This window comes from Novosphingobium sp. ERW19 (genome assembly GCF_012641315.1).
Taxonomy (GTDB): Bacteria; Pseudomonadota; Alphaproteobacteria; order Sphingomonadales; family Sphingomonadaceae; genus Novosphingobium.
In genome coordinates this window covers 363,757-388,302 of sequence record NZ_JABAIC010000003.1, presented here as the reverse complement: position 1 = coordinate 388,302, position 24,546 = coordinate 363,757, and the positions used below count along the sequence as shown (strand labels likewise).

Sequence of the window (24,546 nt, the reverse complement as noted above, 5' to 3'; positions counted from 1 at the left end):
GACAGCTTCAAGCGAACGCGCCGCCGTTAGAGGATGGCGGGGGAAAAATCCAGCATTGAATCGCTGACGCCTCCTCACGCACCGCACGATGCTTGATCGAGATTAATCCGCCCAGGAGGCAAAAAATACGCCCGTCAAATCAGGAAGTTGGTGGGACTCACGGCGAACTCGGGTGCAGCACGCCTGTTGCGGCTTGACGGAACAGAACAAAACAGGAACATTAGCTCCATATCCGAATCAGTCATCGGACAGTCAGGAACGATAGCTCAATCCACAGGTTATCCACAGGCGAATCGTAAAGAGATTCTTAACCAGGTGGATCTGGCAGAACGCAGGGAATGGTCCAATGCTCGCTCTTGTTTGCACAGTCGTCTTCGCAGCCGCAGCCACCTTCGCCGTGGGCGTGATCTTCATGACGATGCAGGGGCGCAAAGAGCAGATCGTTGCCCTTCTGGCTGAATATCGCTCGCTTGAGCGTGACCGCGAATTCCTCGTCCGCATCACCAGCCACGAAGCCGAATCGCCGCGTGCCTTTGCCGCCCCGCAACTGCGCCGCACTGCGCGCCGCGCATTCAAGCAGGCGGAAGCGGCTCGCTCCGCACGCTCGCTGCGCGCTGCCGCCTGACCCGGGCATAGCGCACTACACCAACCGGGATCAGCAGCAGGTAAACAATGCAGATCCCGGATAGCGTCAGCCAGGGTTCGCTCAACAGCGCCGCAATCACCAGGCCAAACAAGGCGATCAGTTCGAGCCGCACGCTGCGCCGCGGCCGAAGCGACGACCAGCTCAGCGTAGCCAGATTGGAAATCATCAGGAACGCGACGAGCACGAGCCATGGCCCGACCAGCAACGGCTCGCGGAACACTGGATTGTCAGTGGCGATCCACAGGTAGAGCGGCAGGAACGCCAGGCCTGCCCCTACCGGTGCCGGCACACCCGTCAGGAATCCAGCTGACTTGTGCGGTTGTTCCTCGATGTCGATGCGAGCATTGAATCGGGCCAGCCGAAGTGCGCAAGCGATCGCCACGGCAAGAGCTGCAAACCAGCCCACTCGCGGCGCCTCCTGCAAGGACCACAGGAAAAGAATCAACGCGGGCGCGACGCCAAACGAGACGTTGTCCGCCAGACTGTCGAGCTCTGCGCCAAAGCGCGATTGTGCGTTAAGCAGGCGGGCGATCCGGCCATCGATACCATCGAGCAGACCTGCGATAATGACAGCAGCAACAGCCTTGCGCCAATCGTCGGCAACCTGCAGCGGATCGGTGCCGGACGCTGCAGTAACCGCGAACCGTATGCCGGTAAGGCCCGAGCAAAGCGCCGCAGTGGTAATCGCATTCGGGGCCATGGCCCGCAGCGTAAGGCCGCCGGGCAGGCGCCCGCGACGGAGGCGAGCCGCCCTGCCCTCGTCGATCATTGGCCGATGCCTTCGATCATCGGAGCTTCGCCGATCTCGGCAAGGATCGTCTCCCCCGCCACGCACTTCTGGCCCATGAGCACTTTCGGCTCGGTCCCGGCCGGCAGATAGACATCAACGCGGCTGCCGAAGCGGATCAACCCCACGCGCTGTCCCACCGCCACGATGTCGCCGCCCTTCACGAACGGCACGATGCGGCGTGCTATCAGACCGGCGATCTGCGTAAAACCAATCTGCACCCCATCGCCGCGTTCAACGAGGAAGTGCTGGCGCTCGTTCTCTTCACTCGCCTTGTCGAGGTCTGCATTCACGAATTTGCCGGGGATATAGACCACCCGTCGGATCGTCCCGGCGATCGGAGAGCGATTGATGTGCACGTCGAACACCGACATGAAGATCGAAACGCGGGTGACCGGTTCCGGGTCCATGCCACGAACGCCCGAGCCATCGTCGGCGCAGAGTTCGCGCGGCGGCGGCACCTTCTGAATCAGGGTGATCAGGCCATCAGCGGGAGACACAACGAACTTGTCGTCCCTTGGCGTCACGCGCACGGGATCGCGGAAGAAAGCCAGCACGCCCAAGGTCAGGAAAGCGAGCGGCCAGGCAATCGTTTCCCAGGCCATGAACGCTGCACCAGCGCTCAAGGCTGCGGCAATCAGGCCAAACTTGCGACCTTCGGGATGGATGGATGGCCATGACCAACCGGCGGAACCGCGACCACGGTTATCGAGAATTTCTCCGGACATGCGTCCCATCTAGGCGTTGGCTCGCGCCAGAACAAGCAATCATCCCTGCTTCTGCCACGGGGCGGACACCCTTGGCGGCATGACCCGCCCGAGAAATGCAATGACCGCCTCGTTGAAAAGGTCGTTGCGATCGCCCGCGACCATATGCCCCGCACCGCCAATATCGGCCACTTCCAGATGAACGATCCGCTCTGCCAGATGGTCCACGCCTTCATCGGTGACGATGTCGGACTTCATGCCGCGCACCAGCAAGCTTGGGACCGACTGTGTCCAGTCCGCTGCGGCAATCATCTCTTCGAGGGAAATACCCGGGTTCCCGCCAGTCAGGAACTTTGGGTCCCAATGCCAGTAGAAGCGCCCATCGCTTCCCTCACGCAGATTCTTGCGGAGGCCGTCGAGCCGCGCCGGGCGCTTGCGATCCGGGTAGTAGGCAGAGATCGCATCAGCAGCCTCTTCCAGCGATGCAAAGCCGTTCGGATTGGCGGACATGAAGCCGACGATCCGGTCGACGCCCGATTCGGACAATCGCACCACGACATCGACAAGCACCAATGCCGCCGGAACCGTGCCATGGCAAGCCGCAGCCATTGACGACAGACCACCCAGCGATGCGCCTACGAAGGCAAACGGCCCTCGTGCACGCTTGGTAATTCTGGCGAGGTCGCCCGCCCGTCGCTGCAGCGAATAGTCACCGTCCGGCTCCCAGTCGCTCTCGCCATGACCGAGGAGGTCGTAGTTGATCACGTGATAACCGGCCGAAGCCAGTTCCTGACCGGCCCGATCCCAGCTGTGCCGGGTCTGCCCGCCGCCATGCCCAAGGATGACGGTCGGCGCATCGGGATCACCCAGCTCGTCTGCAACAATGGACAAGTTGCCTGAAACAGGGATGCGGATCTTCGTCATGCTGCGCAGCGTTGCGCAACTGCCATCGCAGCGCAACCACAATTAATTGGCCGATTAAGGCCCGGCTATATGGGGGGGCGCTCTCCAGCAGGAGCAAAGGGCTGGTGGTGGACAGGGCTAGATTCGAACTAGCGTACGCTTGCGCGGGCAGATTTACAGTCTGCTGCCTTTAACCACTCGGCCACCTGTCCACACCAGTGCTGCCGGTGCCGGTTCTTCCCGAAGAAAGACCCGATTTTCGAAGTCTCCGAGGAGACCGTCCGGCCGAGTGGCGGCCCCTTTGGCGAAGCTGGACTTGCCTGTCAATGGGCAGGCTGGCATGCGCGACACGAAATTTTTCAACAAGCTTGCAGAGAAGGTCTCCCGATGCCCCGCAATGACGATCAACCGAAGGGCCGTGCGCTGCGCGGCCGCGCCGGCCGCAACAGGGGTGGACGCGGCTCGGGCCGGGGCAGCGCGGGCTCGATCCGCCTGTGGGGTCGGCACGCCATCGAGGCTGCGCTGACCAATCCCAACCGCGATGCCAAGAAGCTGTGGGGCACGCGCGAGGCGATCCAGGCCATGCTCGACGATCACGACGCCGAATTGCCCGCCTCGCTTCCGGTGGAATATGCCCAGGCGGCAGACCTTGCGCGCCTTGTCGCCAAGGACGCACCACACCAGGGCCTCGTGCTCGATTGCGCCCCGCTCGACGATGTCGCGCTCGACGACGTTCTCGACGAATCCGAGGGCCGCACCATCGTCGTGCTCGATTCTGTCACCGATCCGCACAACGTCGGCGCGATTCTCCGCTCCTGCGCCGCCTTCAATGTCGCCGCACTCGTCACGCAGGACCGTCATGCGCCGCCCGAATCGGGCACGCTCGCCAAGTCGGCTTCGGGCGCGCTGGAGATCGTGCCGTGGGTCCGCGTTGTGAACCTGTCGCGCGCGCTCGAGCGGATGAGCGAGGAAGGCTACTGGCGCATCGGCCTCGACGGCGATGGCAAGGCAGTATTCCCCTCCGCCGTTCCCGCAGGCCCGGTCGCGCTCGTCCTTGGCGCCGAGGGCGAAGGGCTGCGCCACAACGTTGCCCAGCACTGCGACGCGATAGCGCGCCTGCCGATTGCTTCGGCCATCGAAAGCCTTAACGTGTCGAACGCCGCGGCCATCGCGCTCTATGCGGTCGCCACGCGCGAGGGATAAGCACGACAGGAGGGGCAGATGCGGCGTTATTGGGCTTTGGCGGCGGCAACGCTCGCCACACTGCTGCTGGCAGGCTGCCTGCTCCTCCCCGGCAAGTTCACCTCAGGCATAGACCTGCGCAAGGACGGCAGCTTCAGCTTCACCTACAAGGGCGAGATCCATGTCCTCGCCCTGTCGAAGCTCGCCGCCGAAGAGCGCAACCGCAAGAACGAGACCGCGACTTTCGAACCTTCGACCTGTTTCGATGACGAGAAGGGCGAGGAACGGACCTGCACCGCCGACGAAATCGCGGAGCAGAAAAGGGTCTGGGAGGAAGACGTTGCCGCCAGCAAGGCTGCAGCTGAGGAAAAGAAGAAATCCGACGAGCAGATGGCCAAGGCCATGCTCGGCGGCATCGACCCATCCGATCCACGCGCCGCGCAGGAGTTCGCCGAACGCTTGCGCCGTCAGAGGGGCTGGAAGTCGGTCATCGACAAGGGCGATGGCAAGTTCGAAGTCGAATACGCGATCACCGGCAAGCTGACCCATGATTTCAGCTTCCCGATGGTGGAAAAGCTGCCGATGGTAATGCCCTTCGTCACAATGATCCGTCGTGCTGATGGCAGCGTGCGCATCGATGCACCGGCATTTGCCTCGGGCGCGGCAAGCTCTCCGATCATGGGCATGGCCGCCATGGCCGCCGATGAAAAGAGCGGAAAGGCCGGTGGCGATGGCATGCCCGTGCTCGACGGCGTGCTGACGCTGACCACCGACGGCGAGATTCTAGCGAACAATACCGACGAGGGTCCTGCCATGTCGCCTTCGGGCAGGACGCTGCAGTGGAAGGTCAACGAACGCACCAAGGAAGCGCCGACCGCCCTCATCCGCATCGTCACATGAAAAAAGCCGCGCCGGTCTGGCTGACCGACGCGGCTCCAAAATTCCCCGGGCCTGAAGTCCCGGTCAGTCAGCGATCAGTTGACCGCGTCCTTGAGGCCCTTGCCAGCCTTGAACTTGGGTTGTGCCGAAGCCTTGATCGACATCGGCTCACCGGTACGCGGGTTGCGACCGGTCGATGCCTTGCGCTTGGCCACCGAGAAGGTGCCAAAACCGACCAGGCGCACTTCGTCGCCCTTGGCCAGGGCACCGGAGATCGATTCGAAAACGGCCTCGACGGCCTTGGTCGCATCGCCCTTCGACAGGCCGCTGACATCGGCGACGGCGCCGATCAGATCGTTCTTGTTCATTGCGGAACCCCCTAAGTCTTTTGTCTTGGGTTGAATGGAATTGAGTCGCCTTTCGGGTGCACGGAAACAAGCCGAGAAACAATCACCTGTCAAAGGCTATTCGGCTCTGCCCAGCCCGGAATCACCTCATTTTTAGCCACTTTTCAGAACAGGAAAGGGGTGCACGCAACAATTGTGCGCACACCCCTCCAGAACTTGCACTTAACAAAGGTTAGTGGGCAGTCGGCGCAGCCCCTGTCGCGCCGGCCGGTGCGGTCGGCTGCGAGGCAAGATCGTCAGCCTCGGTCCACTCGATCGCCTGCGGCACCGATGACAGCGCGCGGGCCAGCACCTCGTCGACATGGCTGACCGGCACGATTTCCAGACCTTCCTTGATGTTGGCCGGAATCTCGGCAAGATCCTTGCGGTTCTCCTCGGGGATCAGCACCGTCTTGATGCCGCCACGCAGCGCCGCAAGCAGCTTTTCCTTCAAGCCACCGATGGCCAGCACGCGGCCACGCAGCGTGACTTCACCGGTCATTGCCACTTCTGCGCGCACCGGAATACCGGTCAGCGTGGAGACCATGGCGGTGACCATGCCGATACCCGCGCTCGGCCCGTCCTTTGGCACGGCGCCCTCTGGCAAGTGGATGTGCAGGTCCTTGCGATTGAAGATCGAAGGCCGGATGCCATAGGCCGGGCTGCGTGCCTTGACGAAGCTGAACGCCATCTGGACGCTCTCGCTCATCACCTCGCCCAGCTTGCCGGTGGTCTTGACCGCGCCCTTGCCGGGCACTGTCACGCTTTCGATCGTCAGTAGTTCACCGCCCACCTCGGTCCAGGCGAGGCCCGTGACGGCGCCGACCTGATTCTCCTCGTCGGACACGCCGTGACGGAACTTGCGTACGCCGGCAAAGTCCGAAAGGTTTTCCGGCGTGATGGTGACCGACTTGGTCTTGCCTTCAAGGATCTGTCGCAGCGACTTGCGCGCAAGACGCGCCACTTCACGCTCCAGCGTGCGCACGCCAGCTTCGCGGGTGTAGTAGCGGATCAGGTCGCGCAGCGCTTCGGTCTCAAGCGTGAACTCGCCCTTCTTGAGGCCGTGCGCCTCAACCTGCTTGCGCACCAGATGGCGCTCGGCGATCTCGACCTTCTCGTCTTCCGTGTACCCCTCGAGCCGGATGATCTCCATGCGGTCCAGCAGCGGCTGCGGCAGGTTCAGGCTGTTCGCCGTGCAGACGAACATCACGTCCGAAAGGTCGAAATCGAGCTCCAGGTAGTGGTCCTGGAACTTCGCGTTCTGTTCGGGGTCGAGCACTTCCAGCAGCGCCGAGGCCGGATCGCCCCGGAAGTCCTGACCGAGCTTGTCGATCTCGTCGAGCAGGAACAGCGGGTTCGCAGTGCCAGCCTTCTTGAGGTTGGTCACGATCTTGCCCGGCAGCGAGCCGATGTAGGTGCGGCGGTGACCGCGGATCTCGGCCTCGTCGCGCACACCGCCGAGCGACTGGCGCACGAACTGGCGCCCTGTCGCCTTGGCGATCGACTTGCCGAGCGAGGTCTTGCCAACGCCCGGAGGCCCGACAAGGCACAGGATCGGCCCCTTCAGCTTGTTGGTGCGCGCCTGCACCGCAAGGTACTCGACGATGCGGTCCTTGACCTTGTCCAGCGCATAGTGATCCGCATCGAGCACGGCCTGTGCAGCCGGAATGTCCTTCTTCAGCTTGCTGCGCTTGCCCCACGGCAGGCCCAGCAGCACGTCGAGGTAGTTGCGGATGACGGTCGCCTCGGCGCTCATCGGCTGCATCGTCTTGAGCTTCTTCAGCTCAGCCGTCGCCTTGGCCTTGGCTTCCTTCGACAGCTTGAGAGTGTCGATCTTCTCCTGAAGCTCGGCAATCTCGTTGGCTTCCTCGCCATCGCCGCCACCCAGTTCCGACTGGATCGCCTTGAGCTGTTCATTCAGGTAGTATTCGCGCTGGGTCTTTTCCATCTGGCGCTTCACGCGGCCACGGATCTTGCGCTCCACCTGCAGCACGCCCAGCTCGCCCTCCATGAAGGAAAGCACCATCTCGAGCCGCTTCATCGGGTCGGATTCGGAAAGTACTGCCTGCTTGTCGGCCACCTTGGCTGCAAGGTTCGCCGCAACCGAATCCGCAAGCTTCCCGGCATCCTCGATATCGCCAAGCTGGCCGCCGGCATCCTGCGGCAGCTTCTTCGAAAGCTTCGCGTATTCGGCGAACTGATCGACGACCGAGCGCATCATCGCGGAAATCTCGGTACTCTCGGCCACCACGGCTTCCTGCGGCTCGACCTGCGCAACCAGCATCGCGCCATGCGTCGTCGTCTCTTCGCGCAGGCCTTCAAGGACCGCGCGATCACGCCCTTCGACGAGCACGCGCACCGTGCCGTCTGGCAGCTTCAGCAATTGCAGCACACTGGCGATTACGCCGGTATCGTAAAGATCGTCGCGATCCGGATCGTCGCAGCCCGGATCGAGCTGGGCGAGCAGGAAAATGTCCTTGTTGCCGGCCATGGCCGCTTCCAGCGCCGCTACCGATTTCTCGCGCCCGACAAAGAGGGGCACGACCATGCCGGGGAAGACGACGATGTCGCGAAGGGGAAGCAGGGGATAGAGATTCATGGGCACTTCGTTTCCGTCCTGCCGGGCACGCCGCCCGGCGCTTTCCCGGGATATGGGGAGCGCGCGCGTCTGTCGCAATGGCTTTTGCCATATCGGCTGTGGATCACGACAACTCCGGCGCAGTCTGATCCTCTTCCCGGCGAAAGCCGTAAACCGGATGTTAGGTATAAATACGCATTGGAAGTCGGGGACGGGAAAGGTTGCCACACCGGATGCTGCGTACACGAACAACACTGATCGTCGGCGCAGGCGCGAGCGCCGAACTGCAATTTCCGACCAACGCGGAACTTCTTGCCCGCATCATCCAGGGCTATGACTTCAAGCGCGCCAACTCGGAAACGTCGACGCGCGACGGCCAGTTGCTTCTGCGCAACATCTACAAGCTTGCGGAAAGGTTGAACAAAAAGGTCGGCGACGTTGCGGCGGCCGCCGAACGCCTGCGCAATGCCTGCCGCCTCGGTCGCTCGATCGATACCGTGCTCGAACAGTATGATCATGACCCCCTCGTCGTCGCCTGCGGCAAGCTGGCGATCACGTTCTTCATGGGTCAGGCCGAATCACGCAGCAACCTCAAGGACGCTCCCCGCGTCGAAGGGGAATTGCCGTTGCAGGGCAAGATCGCGGAATACTGGATCTATCAGCTCGGCCAGTTGATCACGTCGGGCGTGCCGCGCAGCAAGATTGGCCAGACGCTCGAACAGCTCACCATCATCAACTTCAACTACGACCGCTCGGTCGAGCATTTCCTGCCCTACGCGCTGGTCATGGCCTATGGGATAGAGCTCAAGGAAGCGCAGCAGGTCATTGCCGAAAAGCTCGACATCGTGCACCCGCATGGCTCCATTGGCCGCCTGCCATGGCAGAAGGGCGAAGCACCCCAGGCCGAATGGGGCGTTGAGCAGCCGTGGAACATCCACGCTATCGCTGCCCAGTTGAAATCGCTCAACGAACGCAGCACCGATCGCAATGCCTTGCGCGATATCCGCCTGTCCGTGGCCAGTGCGAAGCGCCTCGTGTTCCTGGGCTTTGGCTTCCAGCCCCAGAACGTCGACTTGCTGTTCGAGAATACGCTATCGCATAACCCCGAAGTGCTGATCTCCACTTACGGCATGAGCAGCGGCAATGCCGCAACCGTCGCCCAGATGATCCGCCGCCTTGCCGGGCTGGAAACCGCCGACCAGTTGATGATCTCGCCGAACAAGGCCTGGGAAGTCCTGCGGGATTTTTCGCTGCTGCTGGAGAGTTGAGGCCCCCGGCTGCACGGGGGAGCAATCTCAACGTGCGGAAGGCAGCGGCTGCACCACCGGTTCAGAGACGAATATCGGAGCGGGCGGCGCAGCAGAAACCGGCTCGCTGGCCGCAGCAGGCATCGCGGGCGGCGGTGTCGGCGTGATCGCCGGCAGGACTATCGACCCTTCCTTCTGGAAGTCCGCCTTGCCCTTCAGCGCGTCGATCTCGGCCTGCCGGGTCTTGAGGTAAAGCTCGCGATAAGACGCGTAAGGGTTCGATTCCTCGCGGATGCGCTTGAACAGTTCGTCGTTCGCCACACGCTCGTCTAGCGAGCGGATGACGAAGCTGCCGTAGACATAGCCCGGATTGCGCAACGGACCGCCGACGGCAAACGGCATCAGGAAACGATCAAGCCCAAGCCCGATCACGTCGCGAAGCGTCGTCGGGCCGACCAGCGGCAGGAACATGTAAGGTCCCGGCCCGATGCCATAATAGCCGAACGTATAGGCAAACCCGTTGCGACGATACGGCAGGTTGAAAGGCTTTTTCTTCGCAACGTCAATCACGCCGCCGACGCCGATCGTCGAATTGATCGCGAACCGGCCGACAGTCTCGGCGGCCTTCCCCGGTTTCAGTTGCAGAAGATAGTTCAGCGCGACGATCGGCTCGGTCAGGTTGCGCAGGAAGTTCCTGAGACCCATGCGGATCGGGCGCGGCACGCCCTTTTCGTAAACGTTGGCAACCGGCGCGATCACCGCGTCGTCCACCGCCTGCACCGCGTCGTAGCTCGCCTGATTGACCGCCTGCATCGGGTCCTGCTGCGGCGTCTTCTCGCCCGACACCACGATCGCCTGGTCATCCTGCTCGATCTGGTCGAGCGATGGGGCCGCGGCCTGCGGCAAGGCAACGGGTGTTGCGGGCTGTGGTTCAGTGGGTGTTTCGGCAGGAAGCGGCGTTGCTGCACCGGAAGCGGCGCCTTGTGCATCCTGCACCAGCGCGACCTCCGGTTCCGCTGGCCCATCCACCACGGGAACGGCAAGCAGGGCAGCGCTGGCAAGCAAGGTCACACTCAAGCAGGAATTCCTGTCCGGTTCTTCAGTTTACCGCACAGCCTTGGCCTGCCCCCAGCCATGCCGCAAGTCATCGAATCGCAATTCATCGCCAGCCCGCACCGGCCTGACTGGTCAAACCACTGGTCAGAACGGCAGCTTGAAGCCCGGCGGGATGCCCGCAGCCATCTGTACCTTCTGCATTTCCTCTGCGGCTGCGGCATCGGCCTTGCCGCGCGCGTCGTTGAACGCTGCCGCAACCAGGTCCTCGAGGATGCCCTTCTCGGAGGGTGCCAGCAGGCCCTCGTCAATGCTGACGCCGATCACCCGCCCCTTGGCCGAGGCCTTGATCTTCACCAGCCCACCGCCGGCCGCACCCTCGACTTCGATATTGTCGAGCTTGCCTTGAGCGTCTTCCATCTGCTTCTGGATGGTCTGCGCCGCCTTCTGGGCGGCCTGGATCATCTCTTCCATCGACTTCATGCGCGTTTGCTCCAGGGTCTCTTCTCGTGCTCTCGCGAGCTTTCCTCATCAATGATCACCGCGCCCGGAAAAGCTGCCAGCGCCGCCTTGACCAAAGGATCTTCCTTCATCGCCGCGTCCGCCGCTGCCACCTTCTCGGCCTTGGCTTCCTCGAGGCTCGGGCGGGCATCGCCCTCCCCGCGCTCGATGATCCACGCCTCGCCAGTCACGTGATTCAGCGCGCGCCGGATATCCGCCGCCGGATCGTTCGGCAATCCCGGTGCCAGCTGATAGCGCAGCAAACCCGGCTTCAGTTCCACCACCCGCACGCCCAGCCGCATCGTCGATCCAACCAGCGGCGAGACATGCTCGACCTGCTCGACCAGCGCCTCCCAGTCCATCGACGGCGCGGCAGGCGCCTGCGCCACGGGAGCCGAAGCAGCGCCGCCGTCAGCGGCCTGCGCCACCACGACGGGCCGCGAGGCGATCTCCTCCAGCTTTTTCACCAGCCCGCCCGGATCGGGCAGGTCCGCCGCGTGCATCACCCGCAGCAGCGCCATCTGCGCCGCCACCAGCGGATCGGGCGCGACCTTCACTTCCTCGTAACCCTTGAGCAGCAGCTGCCACAGCCGGTGCAACTGCCCTGCCGAAAGCGCCTTTGCCCAGCCTTCCAGCGCCTCGCGCTCCTCGGTCGAGCGCACATCCGGCCCCACGCCGCCGATCTGCGTCACCGTCACGCGGTGGACGACGTCCATCTGCGCCCGCATCATCGCGATCGGCTCGATCCCCAGCGCATACTGCTGCGCCACTTCGTCGAGCACCGTGGCGCCCTTTCCGGAAAGCACGGCATCAAGCAGGCGGCGCTGCATGGTCTTGTCGGCCAGGCCCAGCATCTGCCGCACCTGTTCCGCCGTCACCCGCGTCTTGCCGTCATCGCTGCCGACAAGATCGGCATGGCTGATCGCCTGGTCGAGGATCGAAAGGCCATCGCGCACCGATCCTTCGGCAGCAGCGGCGACCATCGCCAGCGCCTCGTCCTCGGCCTCGACACCTTCCTTGCCGCAGATCATGCCGAAGTGGCTGGCGAGCAGCGGGGCGGGAATGCGCTTCAGGTCGAACCGCTGGCAGCGCGACAGCACCGTCACCGGCAGCTTGTCGACTTCGGTTGTCGCAAAGAGGAACTTCACATGCGCCGGCGGTTCCTCAAGTGTCTTGAGCAAGGCGTTGAAAGCATTGCGCGACAGCATGTGGACTTCGTCGACGATGTAGATCTTGTAGCGCGCCGAAACCGCCGAATAGCGAACCGCCTCGATGATCTCGCGCACGTCATCGACGCCGGTATTCGACGCCGCGTCCATCTCGATCACGTCGATGTGGCGACCCTCGGCAATTGCCCGGCACGGCTCGCACACCCCGCAAGGATCAATCGTTGGCCCGCCCTGCCCGTCCGGGCCAATGCAGTTGAGCGCCTTGGCAATCAGGCGCGCGGTCGAGGTCTTGCCGACCCCGCGCACCCCGGTCATCAGGAAGGCATGGGCCAGCCGGTCACGCTTGATCGCGTTGGCCAGCGTCTGCACCATCGCGTTCTGCCCGATCAGTTCGGCAAAGGTCTGCGACCGATACTTGCGCGCCAGCACGCGATAGGGCTGCGCAGTTGGAGCGGTGGGGGGCGCGGGTTCAGGCTCCCGCGCAACAGGTTCGGCAACATGGGGTGGCGCTTCAGCCACCGGCGCAGGCGGCGCGGCAACCGGCGCCGGATCACCAAACATCGAGCTCTGCCCCGCCGCTTCGAGTTCGGCAGCGGAAGGCTTGTTCTCCTCCTCTTGCGGAGGATCGCCAAACATGTCGGTGGAATCGGCCATTGCTACCTTAGGTAAGCACTCGCAGCCCGAATGTCGAATGCCCGACAAACGGGAATCGGTGGATTGACTCATAAGTTGCAAAATGCAACCTTAAAGCCATGACAAAAGTGCTTCCAGGCCGCCTCACCGCCGATTTTGACCGCTCGCTGGTGGTCTTCGTCATCGGTATGCGCATCAACCACTTCCACAAGGTGGGCAAGTGGCTCCCCGTCGCCCGCGCCATGGGTCCGATGATCAGGGAATTGGCGGGCAACCCGCAAAGCGGCTTTCTTGGCGTCGAGACGATGCTGCGCGGACCACGCACGGTGGTGATGATGCAATACTGGCGCGATTTCGACAGCCTCGAAGCCTACGCCCGCGATCGTGACCAGAAGCACTGGCCAGCCTGGACCGCGTTCAACAAGGCCGTGGGCAGCGACGGCACGGTGGGCATCTTTCACGAGACCTATGCCGTCTCGGCCGGGGCCTATGAAACGATCTACGGCAACATGCCGCCGTTCGGCCTAGGCAAGGTAGCCGGGCTCATCCCCGCCACCGGCAAGCGCAACGAGGCGCGCTCGCGCATGAAAGCTGCAACTGAGGGGTGAAATAGGAGCCGGCCGACCCGCCGCAACCCGTTGTGGCTGCTTCCTTCCGGACCTGACCAGGTTGGCGGACGCAAGCGTCCGACCGACTCCCGGCGCGGCATATGGAGAGGAAGCAGGGGCTTGTCCAGCCCCCAAGTGCTGTTCAGCGGCAGCGGCCCGCTCCTCCGGCCCGGCTACCTGTCGAGGTATGCTTCGGGTGGCCGGGCCGGGGGAGCGGGCCGGTGCCGCAAGCCTTCCGCGGATGCGGAAGGCGCACCTGACTAACGAAAATTGTCCGCGTAGCTCTGCAGCTTCAGCTTGCGCGGCGGCGTCGGGATCACCCGCACCTCGATGCCGTAGCGATCAGCATAGGCCTGCGCTTCTTCCTGCGAATTGAACGCAAGCGTCACCTGGCTGTGCGTGTCGCCCGAACCGGCCCAGCCCATCAGCGGATCGGGGCGGCGTGCCTCGGCGGGTTCGAATTCGAGCAGCCAGTCGCTGGTCCGGGCCTTGCCGGACTGCATGGCGTTCTTCGGGCGCTGATAGATGCGTGCTGACATGGCTTCGCGCTTGCACACGAATCAGGCTGCAAATCAAGTCCGCTTTTGCGCGTTAAAGGCGTTCTTGGTCTTGAGGCTCGGGTCCTCGGCCCAAGGCTCGTCCGGCCAGCGATGCTTGGGGTAGCGGCCCTTCATGTCCTTGACCACATCGCGCCACGATCCGCGCCAGAATCCGGGCAGGTCGGCCGTCGTCTGGATCGGCTTGCCGCCGGGACTGGTCAGGCTGAGCAACAGCGGTCTTGGCGGTTGCCCCACGCAAGGATGCCGCTCCAGCCCGAACAGCGCCTGCACCCGCAATTCCACGCAAGGCCCGCCTTCATGACCATAGTCGATCGCGTGGCTGGTACCGGCAGGCGAGCGGAACTCGGCCGGGGCCAGCTTGTCGAGCGCCTGCCGCTCGTTCCAGTCGAGCCGGTTCAGCAGCGCTTCGTGCAGCTTGCCTGCGCCCACTTGCAGATCGCGTCGACCCGCCAATAGCGGACCCAGCCAGTCCTCTAGCCCGTCGAGCAGCGACTGTTCCGACAATGCCTCCAACCCCGCATACCCTGCCCGGACGATCAGCGCCTTCGCTGCGTCACCAAGTGGCAGCAATGACAGACCACCCTCGCGCACTACTTGAAGCAGCTTTGCCGCCACCGCATCGCCATCGGGCTTGGGATCAGGCACCCGCGCCAGCACGATCGCACCCAACCGTCGCTCGAGCCGCGCTTCCACCCGCCCGTCAGCGGCATTCCACGTCAGCGAATGCCGCTCCTCCATCCGGTGCGAGAGGTAGCGCGAGACCTCCTCGTCCTCCAATGCCACCGCCGCCGTGATCCGCGCACCCTTGGCCTCGCCCTGCGCATCGCCAATCACCAGCCACTTCGCTGTCGCCAACGGCGATGCCGGATCAAGACGATAGCCGCGTCCACCCGATGCTAGCCACTCCTCGCCCAAAGACCCCCGCGCCCGCGCAATCCTGTCCGGAAACGCCTCGGCCAGCAGCACGCCCGACGGGGTTTCCGCATCGTTCCCCCGAGCCACCAACTTGCTTGCCATGTGCGCCCACCGAGCCGCCAGCTTACGCGATCCCTCGGAGCGCGCCCCACGCTCACCAGCCCAGCGATCCAGTCGCCGCGCGAGATCCTCGCCGCGTCCGCCAAGGCCACGCTCCTGCAGCAACAGGGCAAGTCGCGCCGCCTCGTCCGCCTGCCCGCGCTCGGCTGCAAACAGCAGCATGTGCGCCAGCGCCGGCTCCATCGGCAGCCGCGCCATAGCACGCCCGTGCGCCGTGATCCGCCCCTCGCCGTCCAGCGCACCCAAAGCCTGCAAGGCTCCCCGCGCCGCCGCCATTGCCGCCACCGGTGGCGGATCAAGCCAAGCCATCGCCGCCACATCGCCAGCGCCCCATTGCGCCAGGGTCAGGGCCAGCGGCGCAAGGCCGCTCGTGACCACCTCGGGCGGATCAAACGCCGGTCGCCCCGCGTGTGCCGCCTCTTCCCACAGGCGATAGGCCACGCCCGGCCCCTGCCGCGCCGCACGCCCCGCCCGCTGCGCCGCCGAAGCCTGGCTCGCCCGCGTCGTCAGCAGCCGCGTCACCCCTGCGGCCTTGTCGAACTCCGCCCGCCGCGAAAGGCCCGCGTCGACCACCACTGATACGCCATCCAGCGTCAGCGAGGTCTCGGCAATGCTCGTCGCCAGCACGATCCGCCGCCGCCCTTGCGCATCACGCCGGATCGCCGCGCGCTGCCCTGCGGGCTCCACCTGCCCATGCAGCGGCAACACCAGCGCCTGCGGCAAGCGCTCAGCCAGCAGTTCTGCCGTCCGCTCGATCTGTGCGACGCCCGGCAGAAACGCGAGGATATCCCCCGTCTCCTCCCGCCACGCCGTCTGGATGGCAGAGGCCATCGCTGCCTCGATCTTGACATCGGGCCGCGCACCCAGCCACTTGACCGTCAGAGGATGCGCCTTGCCTTCGCTCTCCACCACCGGGGCATCGCCAAGCAACGCGGCGAACCGCGATCCGTCGATGGTCGCTGACATCACCACGATGCGCAAATCCTCGCGCAGCACCCCTTGCGCCTCCACCGCCAGCGCCAGCCCGAGGTCGCTGTCGAGGTGCCGCTCGTGCGCCTCGTCGAACAGCACGGCGGAAATGCCCTGCAATTCCGGATCGTTCAGGATGGTCGAGACGAAGATCGCCTCGGTCATCACGATCACCCGCGTTCGGGCAGAGCGCTTCGCATCGAGGCGCGTAACATAGCCAATCGTCTGCCCGGCCTCCTCGCCCAGCAGTTCCGCCATCCGCTCAGCCGCCGCGCGCGCCGCCACGCGCCGCGGCGACAGCACGATGACCTGTCCGCTGCACCACGTCTCGCCCAGCAAGGCTGGCGCAACCGCGGTCGTCTTGCCCGCCCCCGGCGGCGCGATCAGCACCGCGCTCGGCCCCGCGCGCAGGGCAGAAAGCAGGTCGGGCAGCACGGCGTGGATCGGCAGGTCGTTCACGCCATGCGCCTTAACGGCCTTTGCCCGCCCAAGGCAACGCTCCGGGAAACGCAGCCCCTTACAGATCGTTCATGGTCGATACCGAGCAAGCATGTTAGGGCCGGGAGAGATGAAGAGCACGCTGGAATTCGTCGTGGCGCTGACCACCGGCCTGCTGTTCAGCGGCGCGATGATCGGCGCCGTCATGCTTGGCGTCGGCGCTGTCTGCGGCGGCAGTTGCTACTGGTTGTGGCGGCGATTTGGCAGGCGCAAGTAACCTCAGCCCATGGGGTAAGGTATTTCGCGGCTAACCTTGTCGATTGCCTTCATCACATCGTCGCTCAGCACCAGATCGGCAGCGGCGAGGATCGCGTCGAGCTGACCTTCGGCCCCGACGCCGACGATGGTCGAAGCGACGAAGTCGTGTTGTTTGGACCAGGCCACGGCCATCGTCACCGGATCAAGCCCGGCCTCTGCGGCAACGCCCATGAATCGTTCGGTCGCGGCGATGCTGCGATCGTTGACGAAGCGCTTGCCCATCTGCGCCTGCCGCCCCTCCATCGCGAGATAGCGTGAGAACCGCGCGCCCTCGGGCCTTGCTCCACCGTTGTACTTACCCGAAAGCACCCCGCCAGCGATTGGCGAATAGGGGATCAGGCTTACGCCCTCCTTGCGGCACACCTGCGCCAATTCGTCCTCGAAGCGGCGGTTGTTAAGGCTGAAATTGTTCTGGATCGTCTGGTAGCGCACTGTGCCAAGCCGTTCGGCGGTGGCCAGCGACTTCATCAGGCCCCAGCTCGTCTCGTTCGAACAGCCGGTGATCCGCACCTTCCCCGCCTGCACCAGCTCGTGCAGCACTTCCATCGTCTCGTCATAGGGCGTGTCGTGGTCGGGCCAGTGGGTCTGGTACAGATCGATGTAATCGGTGCCGAGCTTATTCAGGCTCGCATCTATCGCCGTTTCGATGTTGCGCCGGTCGAGCGCAGTCATGCCGCTGCGGCAGGGTGAGCCGAACCACACGTGGCTCGGGCCGGAAACCTTGGTTGCCACCACGATGGCATCGCGCGGCTTGGTCTTGAGCCATTTGCCGACAATCTCTTCCGTCCGCCCCACCCACTTCACATCCGGCGGCACCGGATAGCCTTCGGCGGTATCGTAGAAGTTGATCCCCGCGTCATAGCAGCGATCGAGCACCCGCAGCGCTTCGGCCTCGTCCACCTGGCTGCCGAAGGTCATCGTCCCCATGCAGATGTCGGAAACGACAATGGCCGACCGGCCGAGGCGACGATGCTGCATCAGGCTCTCCCGTTATGTTTATGAAACTGGATCAGAATCTCCGCGCCACGGCGAAGAGCGCGGCTTCGGTCATGGCGACCTTGGCCGCACTGGCCGGGAAAGCGGCAATCGCATCGATCGCCCGCTGCGCATACATCCGCGCCCGCTCGCGCGTGGCGTTCACGGCATCGTGCCGGCGGATCAGCTCGATGGCGTGGGCAAGGTCTTCGTCCGAAGAGCGGTCGCCCGCAATCGCCTCCTGCCAGAACTTGCGCTCCTCGGCGTCGCCCCGCGCATAGGCGAGGATCACCGGCAGGGTCATCTTGCCCTCGCGGAAGTCGTCGCCCTGATCCTTGCCCATTTCGGCGACTTCGGAATCATAGTCGATCGCATCGTCGGCCAGCTGGAACGCGATGCCAAGGTTGCGCCCATAGGAATCGAGCGCCAGCTCGTCAGCCTCGTCACGCTCGGCCACCACCGCGGCGATCCGGCACGCCGCCGAGAACAGCGCAGCCGTCTTGGCCGCAATGATGTCGAGGTACATTTCCTCGGTCGTTTCGATCTGCCGCTGCGCCACCAGCTGGTCGACCTCGCCCTCGGATATCACCGCCGAAGCGTTCGAGAGGATGCGCAGCACCTTGAGGCTGCCGTCCTCGACCATCAGTTCGAAGCTGCGGCTGAACAGAAAGTCGCCCACCAACACCGTGGCCGGGTTGCCATAGACGATGTTCGCGGTCTTCTTGCCGCGCCGCATGTCCGAACCGTCGACCACGTCATCATGCAGCAGCGTTGCGGTGTGGATGAACTCCACCGCCGCCGCCAGCTTGTAGTGCCGCGATCCGCCGTATCCCAGCAGTGAGGCGCTGGCGAGCGTGAGCATCGGGCGCATGCGCTTTCCGCCACCGGCGATCAGGTGCCCGGCCAGGGTCGGGATCAGCGGAATGCGCGATTGCATCCGGTCGAGAATCACGGCGTTGACGCTGTTCATGCCCTCGGCAACGAGGGCCATCATCGGCGCCAGCGAAGGTTCGGCCTTGCGCGGCAGGGTGTGGACGGTGGCAGTCATCGGCTAGACCGCTTGGCGACAAGGCGGGCGCTTGGCAAGACGCAACTTGCACTGTAGCGGCGCGTTACGACCTTTGGACGGGGAATGGGAATGAGCGAAGATCCGGTTCTGGCAGGTTATCGCCAGTCCATCGACAACATCGACGCGGCGATGATCCACATCCTTGCCGAACGCTTCCGCATCACCCAGGCCGTCGGCGCCTACAAGGCTGCCAACAAGCTCCCTGCATCCGATCCGGGTCGTGAAGAGCGCCAGATCACGCGCCTGCGCAAGCTTGCCGAGGACGCCAAGCTCGATCCCGAGTTCTCGGAAAAGTTCCTGCGCTTCATCATCCAGGAAGTGATCCGCCACCACGAACGCGCGGCGTCTTCGTCTTGATCCGCCCCTGACATCCGTCAGGGACTTGCGGCACCGGCCCGCTCCCCCGCCCGGCCAACCACGAGAGTACCCTGAATGGGTGGCCGGGCGGGGGAGCGGGCCGGTGCCGAAAAGCTATCTGCGGATGCAGATAGCGTACTCAACAAAAGCCGCTTTCAATCCTCCAGCGGAACGCCCGGCACCTGCTTTGCGGTGCGGATCGTCAGCGAGGTCTTGACGCTCGCCACGTTGGGCGCAGGCGTCAGCTTGCTGGTCAGGAATTCCTGGAAGCTCTGCAGGTCGCGGCTGACGATCTTGAGGATGAAGTCGATCTCGCCATTGAGCATGTGGCATTCACGCACTTCGGGCAGCGTGCGCATGTGGTCTTCGAACTGGCGCAGCGATTCCTCGGCCTGGCTCTTGAGGCTGACCAGCGCGAAGACGGTGATCGCAAAACCCAGCTTCGAGGAATCAAGATCAGCGTGGTAACCGCGGATAACGCCGGCATCTTCCAGTGCGCGTACCCGGCGCAGGCAGGGCGGCGCGGTAAGTCCGACGCGCTGCGCCAGCTCTACGTTGGTCACCCGGCCCTCGGCCTGCAATTCGGCAAGCAGGCGCCGGTCGATACCATCAAGGGTTGCCATTCTTCGTGTTCGTCCGTTTCGTTTGACCCCGGTCGGGGAATTCGGAAAGAAGCGTGAGTCGCAACTTTCCGCACAAAATCTACCGTCCAAGATAATTTTATTGTTTCATACTGCAACCGTCCCACATTGCAACGCAGTGGATAGTCACCTTCACGCCACCGGCACGATTTGTTAGCCTTCTCCGGGCTAGTTCAGCGGACTAGCAACCTGTCCGGAGCTTCACGCTACGGTGCATGAAAGGCCACACGCGGAGCTCTGATGATCGTTGACGACCGCCTTGAGACCGTGCTGCGCACCCACGCGGCCGGCAAGACGGCAGCCAGAACGCAGCTGCGCCAGTTGGTCGATCTGCTCGGCCCGGTGCCGCTCGCCGCATGGAATCGGCAGCATGCGGGCGCGCTCCAGCGCATGGATTCGCTTTGCGCCATGTTGACCGACGAGGAATGCGCCGCCGTTCTTCGCTCAGCCCCGCACCGCTCTGCCGTCCTGGTTTACCATTTTGCCCAGGGCGGCCCCCGCACCGCAGCCGCCGCAGTATCGGCCGCGCGGCTGACCGACGAGGACTGGCTCGCCGTGATCCCGCGCCTGCCGGTGCAGGCACGTGGCTTCGTACGCCATCGCGCCGATCTGGGGGAGCCGGTTCGCCAGCTGCTCTCGCGCCTCGGCATCAACGATTTCCTCCTGCCCCAGCCGGAGGCGCCGGACGCAGTCGAACACGACCGCCCTAAAATCAAGGCCGCTCCGCTGCCCGAACCGGAAGCCCCCTCGCCGCTCCTGTCCGATGCCGCCCCGCCTTTGCCCGAACCCGTTTCGGCAGACGATGGCATCGGCGCAATCGTCCGCCGGATCGAAGCTTTCCGTCGCAAGCGCGAGGAACGCGAGGCCACCGCGCCTCAGGCCGCTCGCGGCGACGGGCTTGCCCCGCTCCTGCCATTCGGCGAGGAAAACGCCGCCCCGCGCAAGCCGGTCACTGCGATTGACCTGCGCACGGATGCGCTTGGGCTTGTCGTTCACGCAGGCATCGACCCGCCGGGGGTACTGCTTGGCAGCCACCTGTTCTGTGCCGACGCCACCGCGCCGATTCGGTGCGATGAAACCACTGCTCGTGCATTCCGGCAGCGCCAGCCGATCGAAGCAGGCTTGGTGTCGATCGAGGGGCCCGATCTGGTATCCGGCTCATGGCAGGCCGATGGCACCCCGATCTTCGCGCGCGATGGCGGGCGGTTTGCGGGCTACCACCTGCGCCTGCGCCGCCTTGTCGAAGCGTCGGCACCCGAACTGCCCCCCGCAGTGCCCGCCGCCGCGGTCGAAGCCGATCGCCTGCGCCAGCTACTGCACGAGCTGCGCACGCCGATCAACGCCATCCAGGGCTTTGCCGAGATGATCCAGAGCCAGGTCTTCGGCACCACCCCTCACCAATACCGCGCCATGGCCGCCAGCATCGCAGCCGACGCGGCACAGATGCTCGCCGGCTTCGAAGAGATCGAGCGTCTGGTTAAGCTGGAATCGCGCGCGCTGGAGATCGACACCGGGCTGGCCGATGCGGCAGCGCTGGTCGCAAGCCTGGTCGAACAGGTCTCCCCTGTTCTGTCTGCCCGCAACGTCCGCCTCGCCGTCAGCATGCCGCAAGGCCCGCTCGCCGTGGCATTCGCTGCCGATGAAATCGAACGCAGCGTGTGGCGCCTGCTTTCGGTCGTCGCCACCAGCGTCGCGCCGGGCGAGCGCATCACCATCGCGCTTGAACGGCACGAGCGCTTTGCCGCCTTGGCGGTAACGCTTCCCGCCGCGCTTGACCGGCTCGACGATGCTGCCCTCTTCGCGCCCGAAGCACCGGCTGGTGGCGGGGTGCTGGCCGCCTCGGCAATGCTCGGCAACGGCTTCGCCTTGCGCCTCGCGCGTGCAGAGTTCGAATCCGGCGGCGGAACCCTGCTGCGGGAGCGTTCGCAGTTCGTTGTCAGGATTCCGCTGGCAGACGAACCGCCGGGCGGTACCGTGCCGTTGCAGGCCCGCGCATGATCGCCTCTGCCTCTCCGGAAATCCTCCGCCTGCCATCGCCGGAGGACTTCGTCACCTTCGCACCCGAATTCGGCACCCGTTTTATCCTGACGGTCGATACGGAAGAGGAATTTGACTGGACCAAGCCGCTGGATCGCACCAGTCACGGCCTCGACCACATCCCACGCCTCGCCAAATTCCAGCAGTTCTGCGAGGGCCTGGGCGTTGTCCCGGTCTACCTTGTCGACTACCCTGTGGCGAGCGACCCACGCGCTGCCGAGGTCCTCGGCGCCGCCGTTTCCGCCGGGCGCGCCGAGATCGGCGTGCAGTTGCACCCCTGGGTCAACCCGCCCTATGATGAACTTGTCAATGTTCACAACAGCTTCGCCGGCAATCTTCCGGCTGATCTGGAACGTGCCAAGTTCCGCAAGCTGCGCGACACCATCGAGCAGGCCTTCGGGGTCGGCCCGCTGATCTACCGCGCCGGACGCTACGGTGTCGGCCCGAATACCGCAGCCGTCCTGTCCGATTGCGCCATCGCCATCGACACCTCGGTCCGCTCGCGCTTCGATTACAGCTCCACCGGCGGCCCCAACTTCCGCGATCACCCATTGCGCCCCTGGTGGATCGACCGTCGCAACGGTCTGATGGAAATGCCGCTCACCACGGTTTTCGCCGGGCACCTGCGCCGCCATGGTCCCGCGCTCTACCCATCGATGTGGCGCGTGCCACGCCTTCGCGGCGCACTCGCCCGGCTCGGCTTGCTCGATCGCATTCCGCTCACTCCCGAAGGCGTGACGCTCGAAGAGGCAGTGACCGGCATCGACATGGCTCTGGAAAACCAGCTGCCCCTGCTCGTGTTCTCCTTCCACAGCCCCTCGCTTCGACCGGGCTACACACCCTATGTCCGCAGCGAGGATGACCTCGACCAGTTCTATGATTGGTGGCGCGGCGTCTTCGCCCATCTCGCCCATAATCGCGTCCGTTCGACCTGCGTCCGCGAGATCATCGCCGCCGCGCAAGTCTGACGACCTTCGGCCGCAAGAAGCCCGCTCAAGTGCTTGCAAACCTCGCACCGCCCCGCTAGCGGAAATCGCGATGGGCCTGTAGCTCAGTTGGTTAGAGCTGGCCGCTCATAACGGCTAGGTCGCGGGTTCAAGTCCTGCCGGGCCCACCATCATCCTTAACGATCCTGTGGAAGTCATTCCCGCTGCGCGTGCGCGCGGATGAATTGCCTTGGCCGCAGGCCGCCTCCACCGTAGCATCCACCCCGGCAAATGGTTGGAGGGGGAGGCAGCACTGATGCGAATGCTTTTGGGGATTGTCCCCCTGCTCGTGGGGTTTGGCGCGAGTTCGGCAACCGCGCAACCGGCGGGCCTCGGCGAGGTGCTGGTCAGCGCCAGCCGCAATGACGCCCGCTTCTGGCAGAAGGACCGCCCGGTCGTCGGCCTGCGGCGCCAGGCAGATGGCATGGTCATGAACCTGACCATCGTCTCCGACACCCGCGACGCCGCTACCCGCCGCAGCGAGATCGACGCCGCACTGCTCGCTGCCATCGATCGCGCCGCCGCGTCGGGCTTCCAACTGGTGACCGGCTCCGTGCAGCTCGAACCCGTGACAAAAGCCAACTACCGCAGCCTGCCGCAATTGCCCGCCGGCCGGGTCGATACCAGCAAGGTCGAACTGATGGTCAGGGGCAAGCTCGAGGAATCGTCCCGCGCCACGCAGGACAAGCTCAATGCGTTCATCGCTTCGCTAAAAGGCAATGGCCGCGCGACGGTCGAGACGTCCGCCGTCACCTCGCTCAGCGTCGACAATCCTGACCAGTACCGCGAGAAGATCCTTGCCCTTGTCGCCCAGGATGCGCGCACCACTGCCGGCATCTTCGGGCCGGACTTCACGTTCAGCGTGACCGGTGTGGATGGGCAGGTGATCTGGACTCAGGCCAGCCCCAGCGATGTCTTCCTCTATATCCCATACCGCTACGCGATAACTCCGAGGCAGTTCGATGGGAGGACCGCGCCATGATCCCTCGCACCTTGTCACGCATTGTCGCGCTCGCAATGCTCGCCACACCCCTGCAAGTGTCAGCGCAGGAGGATGACAGCATGGGCGAAGTCATCGTTACGGCGCAAAAGCGCAGCGAGAGGCTGCCGTCGGTGATGACCAGCCTGCCCTATCTCGACCGACGCCCGGCCGTCGGCCTGCGCCGGACAGCAGACGGTGTCGTGCGCCGCATCGAGATCGGCTCGGATTCCCGCAGCGAGGACATGCGCCGAAGCGAAGTGCAGGCCATGCTGCTCGCCGCGCTTGACCGCGCCAGCCGCGATGGCCTCAGTCTTGTCACCGGCGAACTCGAGGTAAAGGAAGTCACGCGAGAGAACTGGCGCACCCTGTTCCCCGCCCTCGCCAGCCCTGCCACCACCTCTGATGACGAGGATGATGACGACAGCTATGACGATGACGAGGACGAAGGCAACGGCAAGGTCCAGCCGGGCTTCGAGGACGACGGCAGTACCGCCACCGCACGGCTGATGATCAAGGCCAAGCTCACCGGCACGATCGACGACGCCCAGCGCAAGGTCTCCGCCTTCGTCAAGGCCGTGCCCGCCACGGGCCGCTCCGAGATCCGCCAGCTCGGCACGATGGCACTGACAATCGTCAACCCGGAGCAGTACCGCGAGGAGATTAACGCCCGCATCGCCAGAAGCGCGCTTCAGGCTGCAAGCCCCTACGGCGCGGGTTACGGCGTCGAAGTCACCGGGCTCGATCGCGCCATCGCCTGGGCACAAGTCAGCAATACCGAGGTGTTTCTCTACATCCCGTATGCCTTTGCGGTGCGGAAGTGAGATAACCCGCCCGGCCTGATGGGTTTCAACTTCGCTTGCCTACACCGGGGGAGTGTGACAGGGACTCGCGCGCCCGAAT

24 protein-coding genes, 2 tRNA genes and 1 other RNA gene are annotated in these 24,546 nt (G+C 64.4%); 12 read left to right on the top strand and 15 right to left on the bottom strand.

Annotation, left to right across the window (positions count from 1 at the left end):
- Nucleotides 1-346 precede the first annotated feature (346 nt).
- Entirely contained in the window at nucleotides 347-625 is a 279-nt protein-coding gene (locus tag HGI46_RS07945) for a hypothetical protein (protein WP_168903735.1), read from the top strand.
- On the opposite strand, the gene HGI46_RS07940 is transcribed toward HGI46_RS07945, so the two are convergent.
- The 4 genes from HGI46_RS07940 to HGI46_RS07925 form a co-directional block, all read right to left on the bottom strand.
- Nucleotides 573-1,415, bottom strand: a complete 843-nt coding sequence (locus tag HGI46_RS07940; protein ID WP_168903734.1) for a phosphatidylcholine/phosphatidylserine synthase — start codon at nucleotides 1,413-1,415, stop codon at nucleotides 573-575. The two genes, HGI46_RS07945 and HGI46_RS07940, sit on opposite strands and share 53 nt — an antisense overlap.
- Complete coding sequence (locus HGI46_RS07935) at nucleotides 1,412-2,161, bottom strand: phosphatidylserine decarboxylase (RefSeq protein ID WP_118074707.1); 750 nt, start codon at nucleotides 2,159-2,161, stop codon at nucleotides 1,412-1,414. Before HGI46_RS07935 ends, HGI46_RS07940 begins: the two co-directional genes overlap by 4 nt.
- Before the next feature lie 39 nt (nucleotides 2,162-2,200).
- The gene (locus tag HGI46_RS07930) at nucleotides 2,201-3,064 is read right to left on the bottom strand and encodes an alpha/beta hydrolase (protein WP_168903733.1); all 864 of its coding nucleotides are present in this window, start codon (nucleotides 3,062-3,064) and stop codon (nucleotides 2,201-2,203) included.
- A 105-nt stretch (nucleotides 3,065-3,169) separates the two neighbouring features.
- A tRNA-Tyr gene (locus HGI46_RS07925) sits at nucleotides 3,170-3,255 on the bottom strand.
- A gap of 175 nt (nucleotides 3,256-3,430) precedes the next feature.
- Between HGI46_RS07925 and rlmB the strand changes: the two genes are divergently transcribed.
- Both rlmB and HGI46_RS07915 read left to right on the top strand, forming a co-directional pair.
- Complete coding sequence (gene rlmB, locus HGI46_RS07920; protein ID WP_118073459.1) at nucleotides 3,431-4,246, top strand: 23S rRNA (guanosine(2251)-2'-O)-methyltransferase RlmB; 816 nt, start codon at nucleotides 3,431-3,433, stop codon at nucleotides 4,244-4,246.
- An 18-nt stretch (nucleotides 4,247-4,264) separates the two neighbouring features.
- Nucleotides 4,265-5,125: a hypothetical protein gene (locus HGI46_RS07915; protein WP_168903732.1), complete on the top strand. Its 861-nt coding sequence runs from the start codon at nucleotides 4,265-4,267 to the stop codon at nucleotides 5,123-5,125.
- A 74-nt stretch (nucleotides 5,126-5,199) separates the two neighbouring features.
- On the opposite strand, the gene HGI46_RS07910 is transcribed toward HGI46_RS07915, so the two are convergent.
- Nucleotides 5,200-5,472: an HU family DNA-binding protein gene (locus HGI46_RS07910; RefSeq protein ID WP_039337436.1), complete on the bottom strand. Its 273-nt coding sequence runs from the start codon at nucleotides 5,470-5,472 to the stop codon at nucleotides 5,200-5,202.
- Between the two features lie 211 nt (nucleotides 5,473-5,683).
- The gene (gene lon / locus HGI46_RS07905) at nucleotides 5,684-8,089 is read right to left on the bottom strand and encodes an endopeptidase La (protein WP_168903731.1); all 2,406 of its coding nucleotides are present in this window, start codon (nucleotides 8,087-8,089) and stop codon (nucleotides 5,684-5,686) included.
- A gap of 212 nt (nucleotides 8,090-8,301) precedes the next feature.
- On the opposite strand from lon, the gene HGI46_RS07900 reads away from it, so the two are divergent.
- Nucleotides 8,302-9,336 (top strand): SIR2 family protein, encoded by a 1,035-nt coding sequence (locus HGI46_RS07900; RefSeq protein WP_168903730.1) that lies wholly within the window; start codon nucleotides 8,302-8,304, stop codon nucleotides 9,334-9,336.
- Nucleotides 9,337-9,363: 27 nt separating this feature from the next.
- Here the strand turns inward: HGI46_RS07900 and HGI46_RS07895 are convergent, their stop codons facing one another.
- From HGI46_RS07895 to HGI46_RS07885, 3 genes are all read right to left on the bottom strand, one after another.
- Nucleotides 9,364-10,386, bottom strand: coding sequence for a VacJ family lipoprotein (locus HGI46_RS07895; protein WP_346766696.1), 1,023 nt, complete (start codon nucleotides 10,384-10,386; stop codon nucleotides 9,364-9,366).
- 129 nt (nucleotides 10,387-10,515) lie between these two features.
- Nucleotides 10,516-10,851 (bottom strand): YbaB/EbfC family nucleoid-associated protein, encoded by a 336-nt coding sequence (locus HGI46_RS07890; protein WP_168903729.1) that lies wholly within the window; start codon nucleotides 10,849-10,851, stop codon nucleotides 10,516-10,518.
- A complete protein-coding gene (locus HGI46_RS07885; protein WP_168903728.1) occupies nucleotides 10,848-12,692 on the bottom strand; it encodes a DNA polymerase III subunit gamma/tau in 1,845 nt (614 codons plus the stop codon). The genes HGI46_RS07890 and HGI46_RS07885 overlap by 4 nt, the downstream gene beginning before the upstream one ends.
- Nucleotides 12,693-12,790: 98 nt before the next feature.
- Here HGI46_RS07885 and HGI46_RS07880 point away from each other — a divergent pair, with 98 nt between their 5' ends.
- Nucleotides 12,791-13,279, top strand: coding sequence for a DUF4188 domain-containing protein (locus tag HGI46_RS07880; protein ID WP_168903727.1), 489 nt, complete (start codon nucleotides 12,791-12,793; stop codon nucleotides 13,277-13,279).
- Here the strand turns inward: HGI46_RS07880 and ffs are convergent.
- From ffs to hrpB, 3 genes are all read right to left on the bottom strand, one after another.
- Nucleotides 13,278-13,372, bottom strand: an RNA gene (gene ffs / locus HGI46_RS07875) — signal recognition particle sRNA small type. The genes HGI46_RS07880 and ffs overlap by 2 nt on opposite strands.
- 167 nt (nucleotides 13,373-13,539) lie before the next feature.
- Nucleotides 13,540-13,818, bottom strand: a complete 279-nt coding sequence (locus HGI46_RS07870) for an ETC complex I subunit (RefSeq protein WP_168903726.1) — start codon at nucleotides 13,816-13,818, stop codon at nucleotides 13,540-13,542.
- Between the two features lie 33 nt (nucleotides 13,819-13,851).
- Entirely contained in the window at nucleotides 13,852-16,302 is a 2,451-nt protein-coding gene (gene hrpB, locus HGI46_RS07865; protein ID WP_168903725.1) for an ATP-dependent helicase HrpB, read from the bottom strand.
- Nucleotides 16,303-16,411: 109 nt separating this feature from the next.
- Between hrpB and HGI46_RS07860 the strand changes: the two genes are divergently transcribed.
- A complete protein-coding gene (locus tag HGI46_RS07860; RefSeq protein ID WP_162895993.1) occupies nucleotides 16,412-16,558 on the top strand; it encodes a hypothetical protein in 147 nt (48 codons plus the stop codon).
- 2 nt (nucleotides 16,559-16,560) lie between these two features.
- On the opposite strand, the gene HGI46_RS07855 is transcribed toward HGI46_RS07860, so the two are convergent.
- Together HGI46_RS07855 and HGI46_RS07850 are read right to left on the bottom strand one after the other, a co-directional pair.
- Nucleotides 16,561-17,577, bottom strand: a complete 1,017-nt coding sequence (locus HGI46_RS07855) for an aldo/keto reductase (protein ID WP_168903724.1) — start codon at nucleotides 17,575-17,577, stop codon at nucleotides 16,561-16,563.
- 31 nt (nucleotides 17,578-17,608) lie between these two features.
- On the bottom strand, nucleotides 17,609-18,622 hold the full coding sequence (locus HGI46_RS07850) for a polyprenyl synthetase family protein (protein WP_168903723.1): 1,014 nt from the start codon (nucleotides 18,620-18,622) through the stop codon (nucleotides 17,609-17,611).
- Nucleotides 18,623-18,712: 90 nt separating this feature from the next.
- Here HGI46_RS07850 and HGI46_RS07845 point away from each other — a divergent pair, with 90 nt between their 5' ends.
- Nucleotides 18,713-19,000, top strand: a complete 288-nt coding sequence (locus tag HGI46_RS07845) for a chorismate mutase (protein WP_168903722.1) — start codon at nucleotides 18,713-18,715, stop codon at nucleotides 18,998-19,000.
- Between the two features lie 155 nt (nucleotides 19,001-19,155).
- On the opposite strand, the gene HGI46_RS07840 is transcribed toward HGI46_RS07845, so the two are convergent.
- Nucleotides 19,156-19,623 (bottom strand): Lrp/AsnC family transcriptional regulator, encoded by a 468-nt coding sequence (locus tag HGI46_RS07840; RefSeq protein WP_118073449.1) that lies wholly within the window; start codon nucleotides 19,621-19,623, stop codon nucleotides 19,156-19,158.
- A 258-nt stretch (nucleotides 19,624-19,881) separates the two neighbouring features.
- On the opposite strand from HGI46_RS07840, the gene HGI46_RS07835 reads away from it, so the two are divergent.
- From HGI46_RS07835 to HGI46_RS07815, 5 genes are all read left to right on the top strand, one after another.
- A complete protein-coding gene (locus HGI46_RS07835; RefSeq protein ID WP_168903721.1) occupies nucleotides 19,882-21,639 on the top strand; it encodes a HAMP domain-containing histidine kinase in 1,758 nt (585 codons plus the stop codon).
- Complete coding sequence (locus HGI46_RS07830; RefSeq protein ID WP_118073446.1) at nucleotides 21,636-22,646, top strand: polysaccharide deacetylase family protein; 1,011 nt, start codon at nucleotides 21,636-21,638, stop codon at nucleotides 22,644-22,646. The genes HGI46_RS07835 and HGI46_RS07830 overlap by 4 nt, the downstream gene beginning before the upstream one ends.
- 72 nt (nucleotides 22,647-22,718) lie before the next feature.
- A tRNA-Ile gene (locus HGI46_RS07825) sits at nucleotides 22,719-22,795 on the top strand.
- A gap of 125 nt (nucleotides 22,796-22,920) precedes the next feature.
- A complete protein-coding gene (locus HGI46_RS07820; protein ID WP_168903720.1) occupies nucleotides 22,921-23,646 on the top strand; it encodes a TonB-dependent receptor in 726 nt (241 codons plus the stop codon).
- Nucleotides 23,643-24,467: a hypothetical protein gene (locus HGI46_RS07815; RefSeq protein WP_168903719.1), complete on the top strand. Its 825-nt coding sequence runs from the start codon at nucleotides 23,643-23,645 to the stop codon at nucleotides 24,465-24,467. The genes HGI46_RS07820 and HGI46_RS07815 overlap by 4 nt, the downstream gene beginning before the upstream one ends.
- The last annotated feature ends 79 nt before the right edge of the window (nucleotides 24,468-24,546 follow it).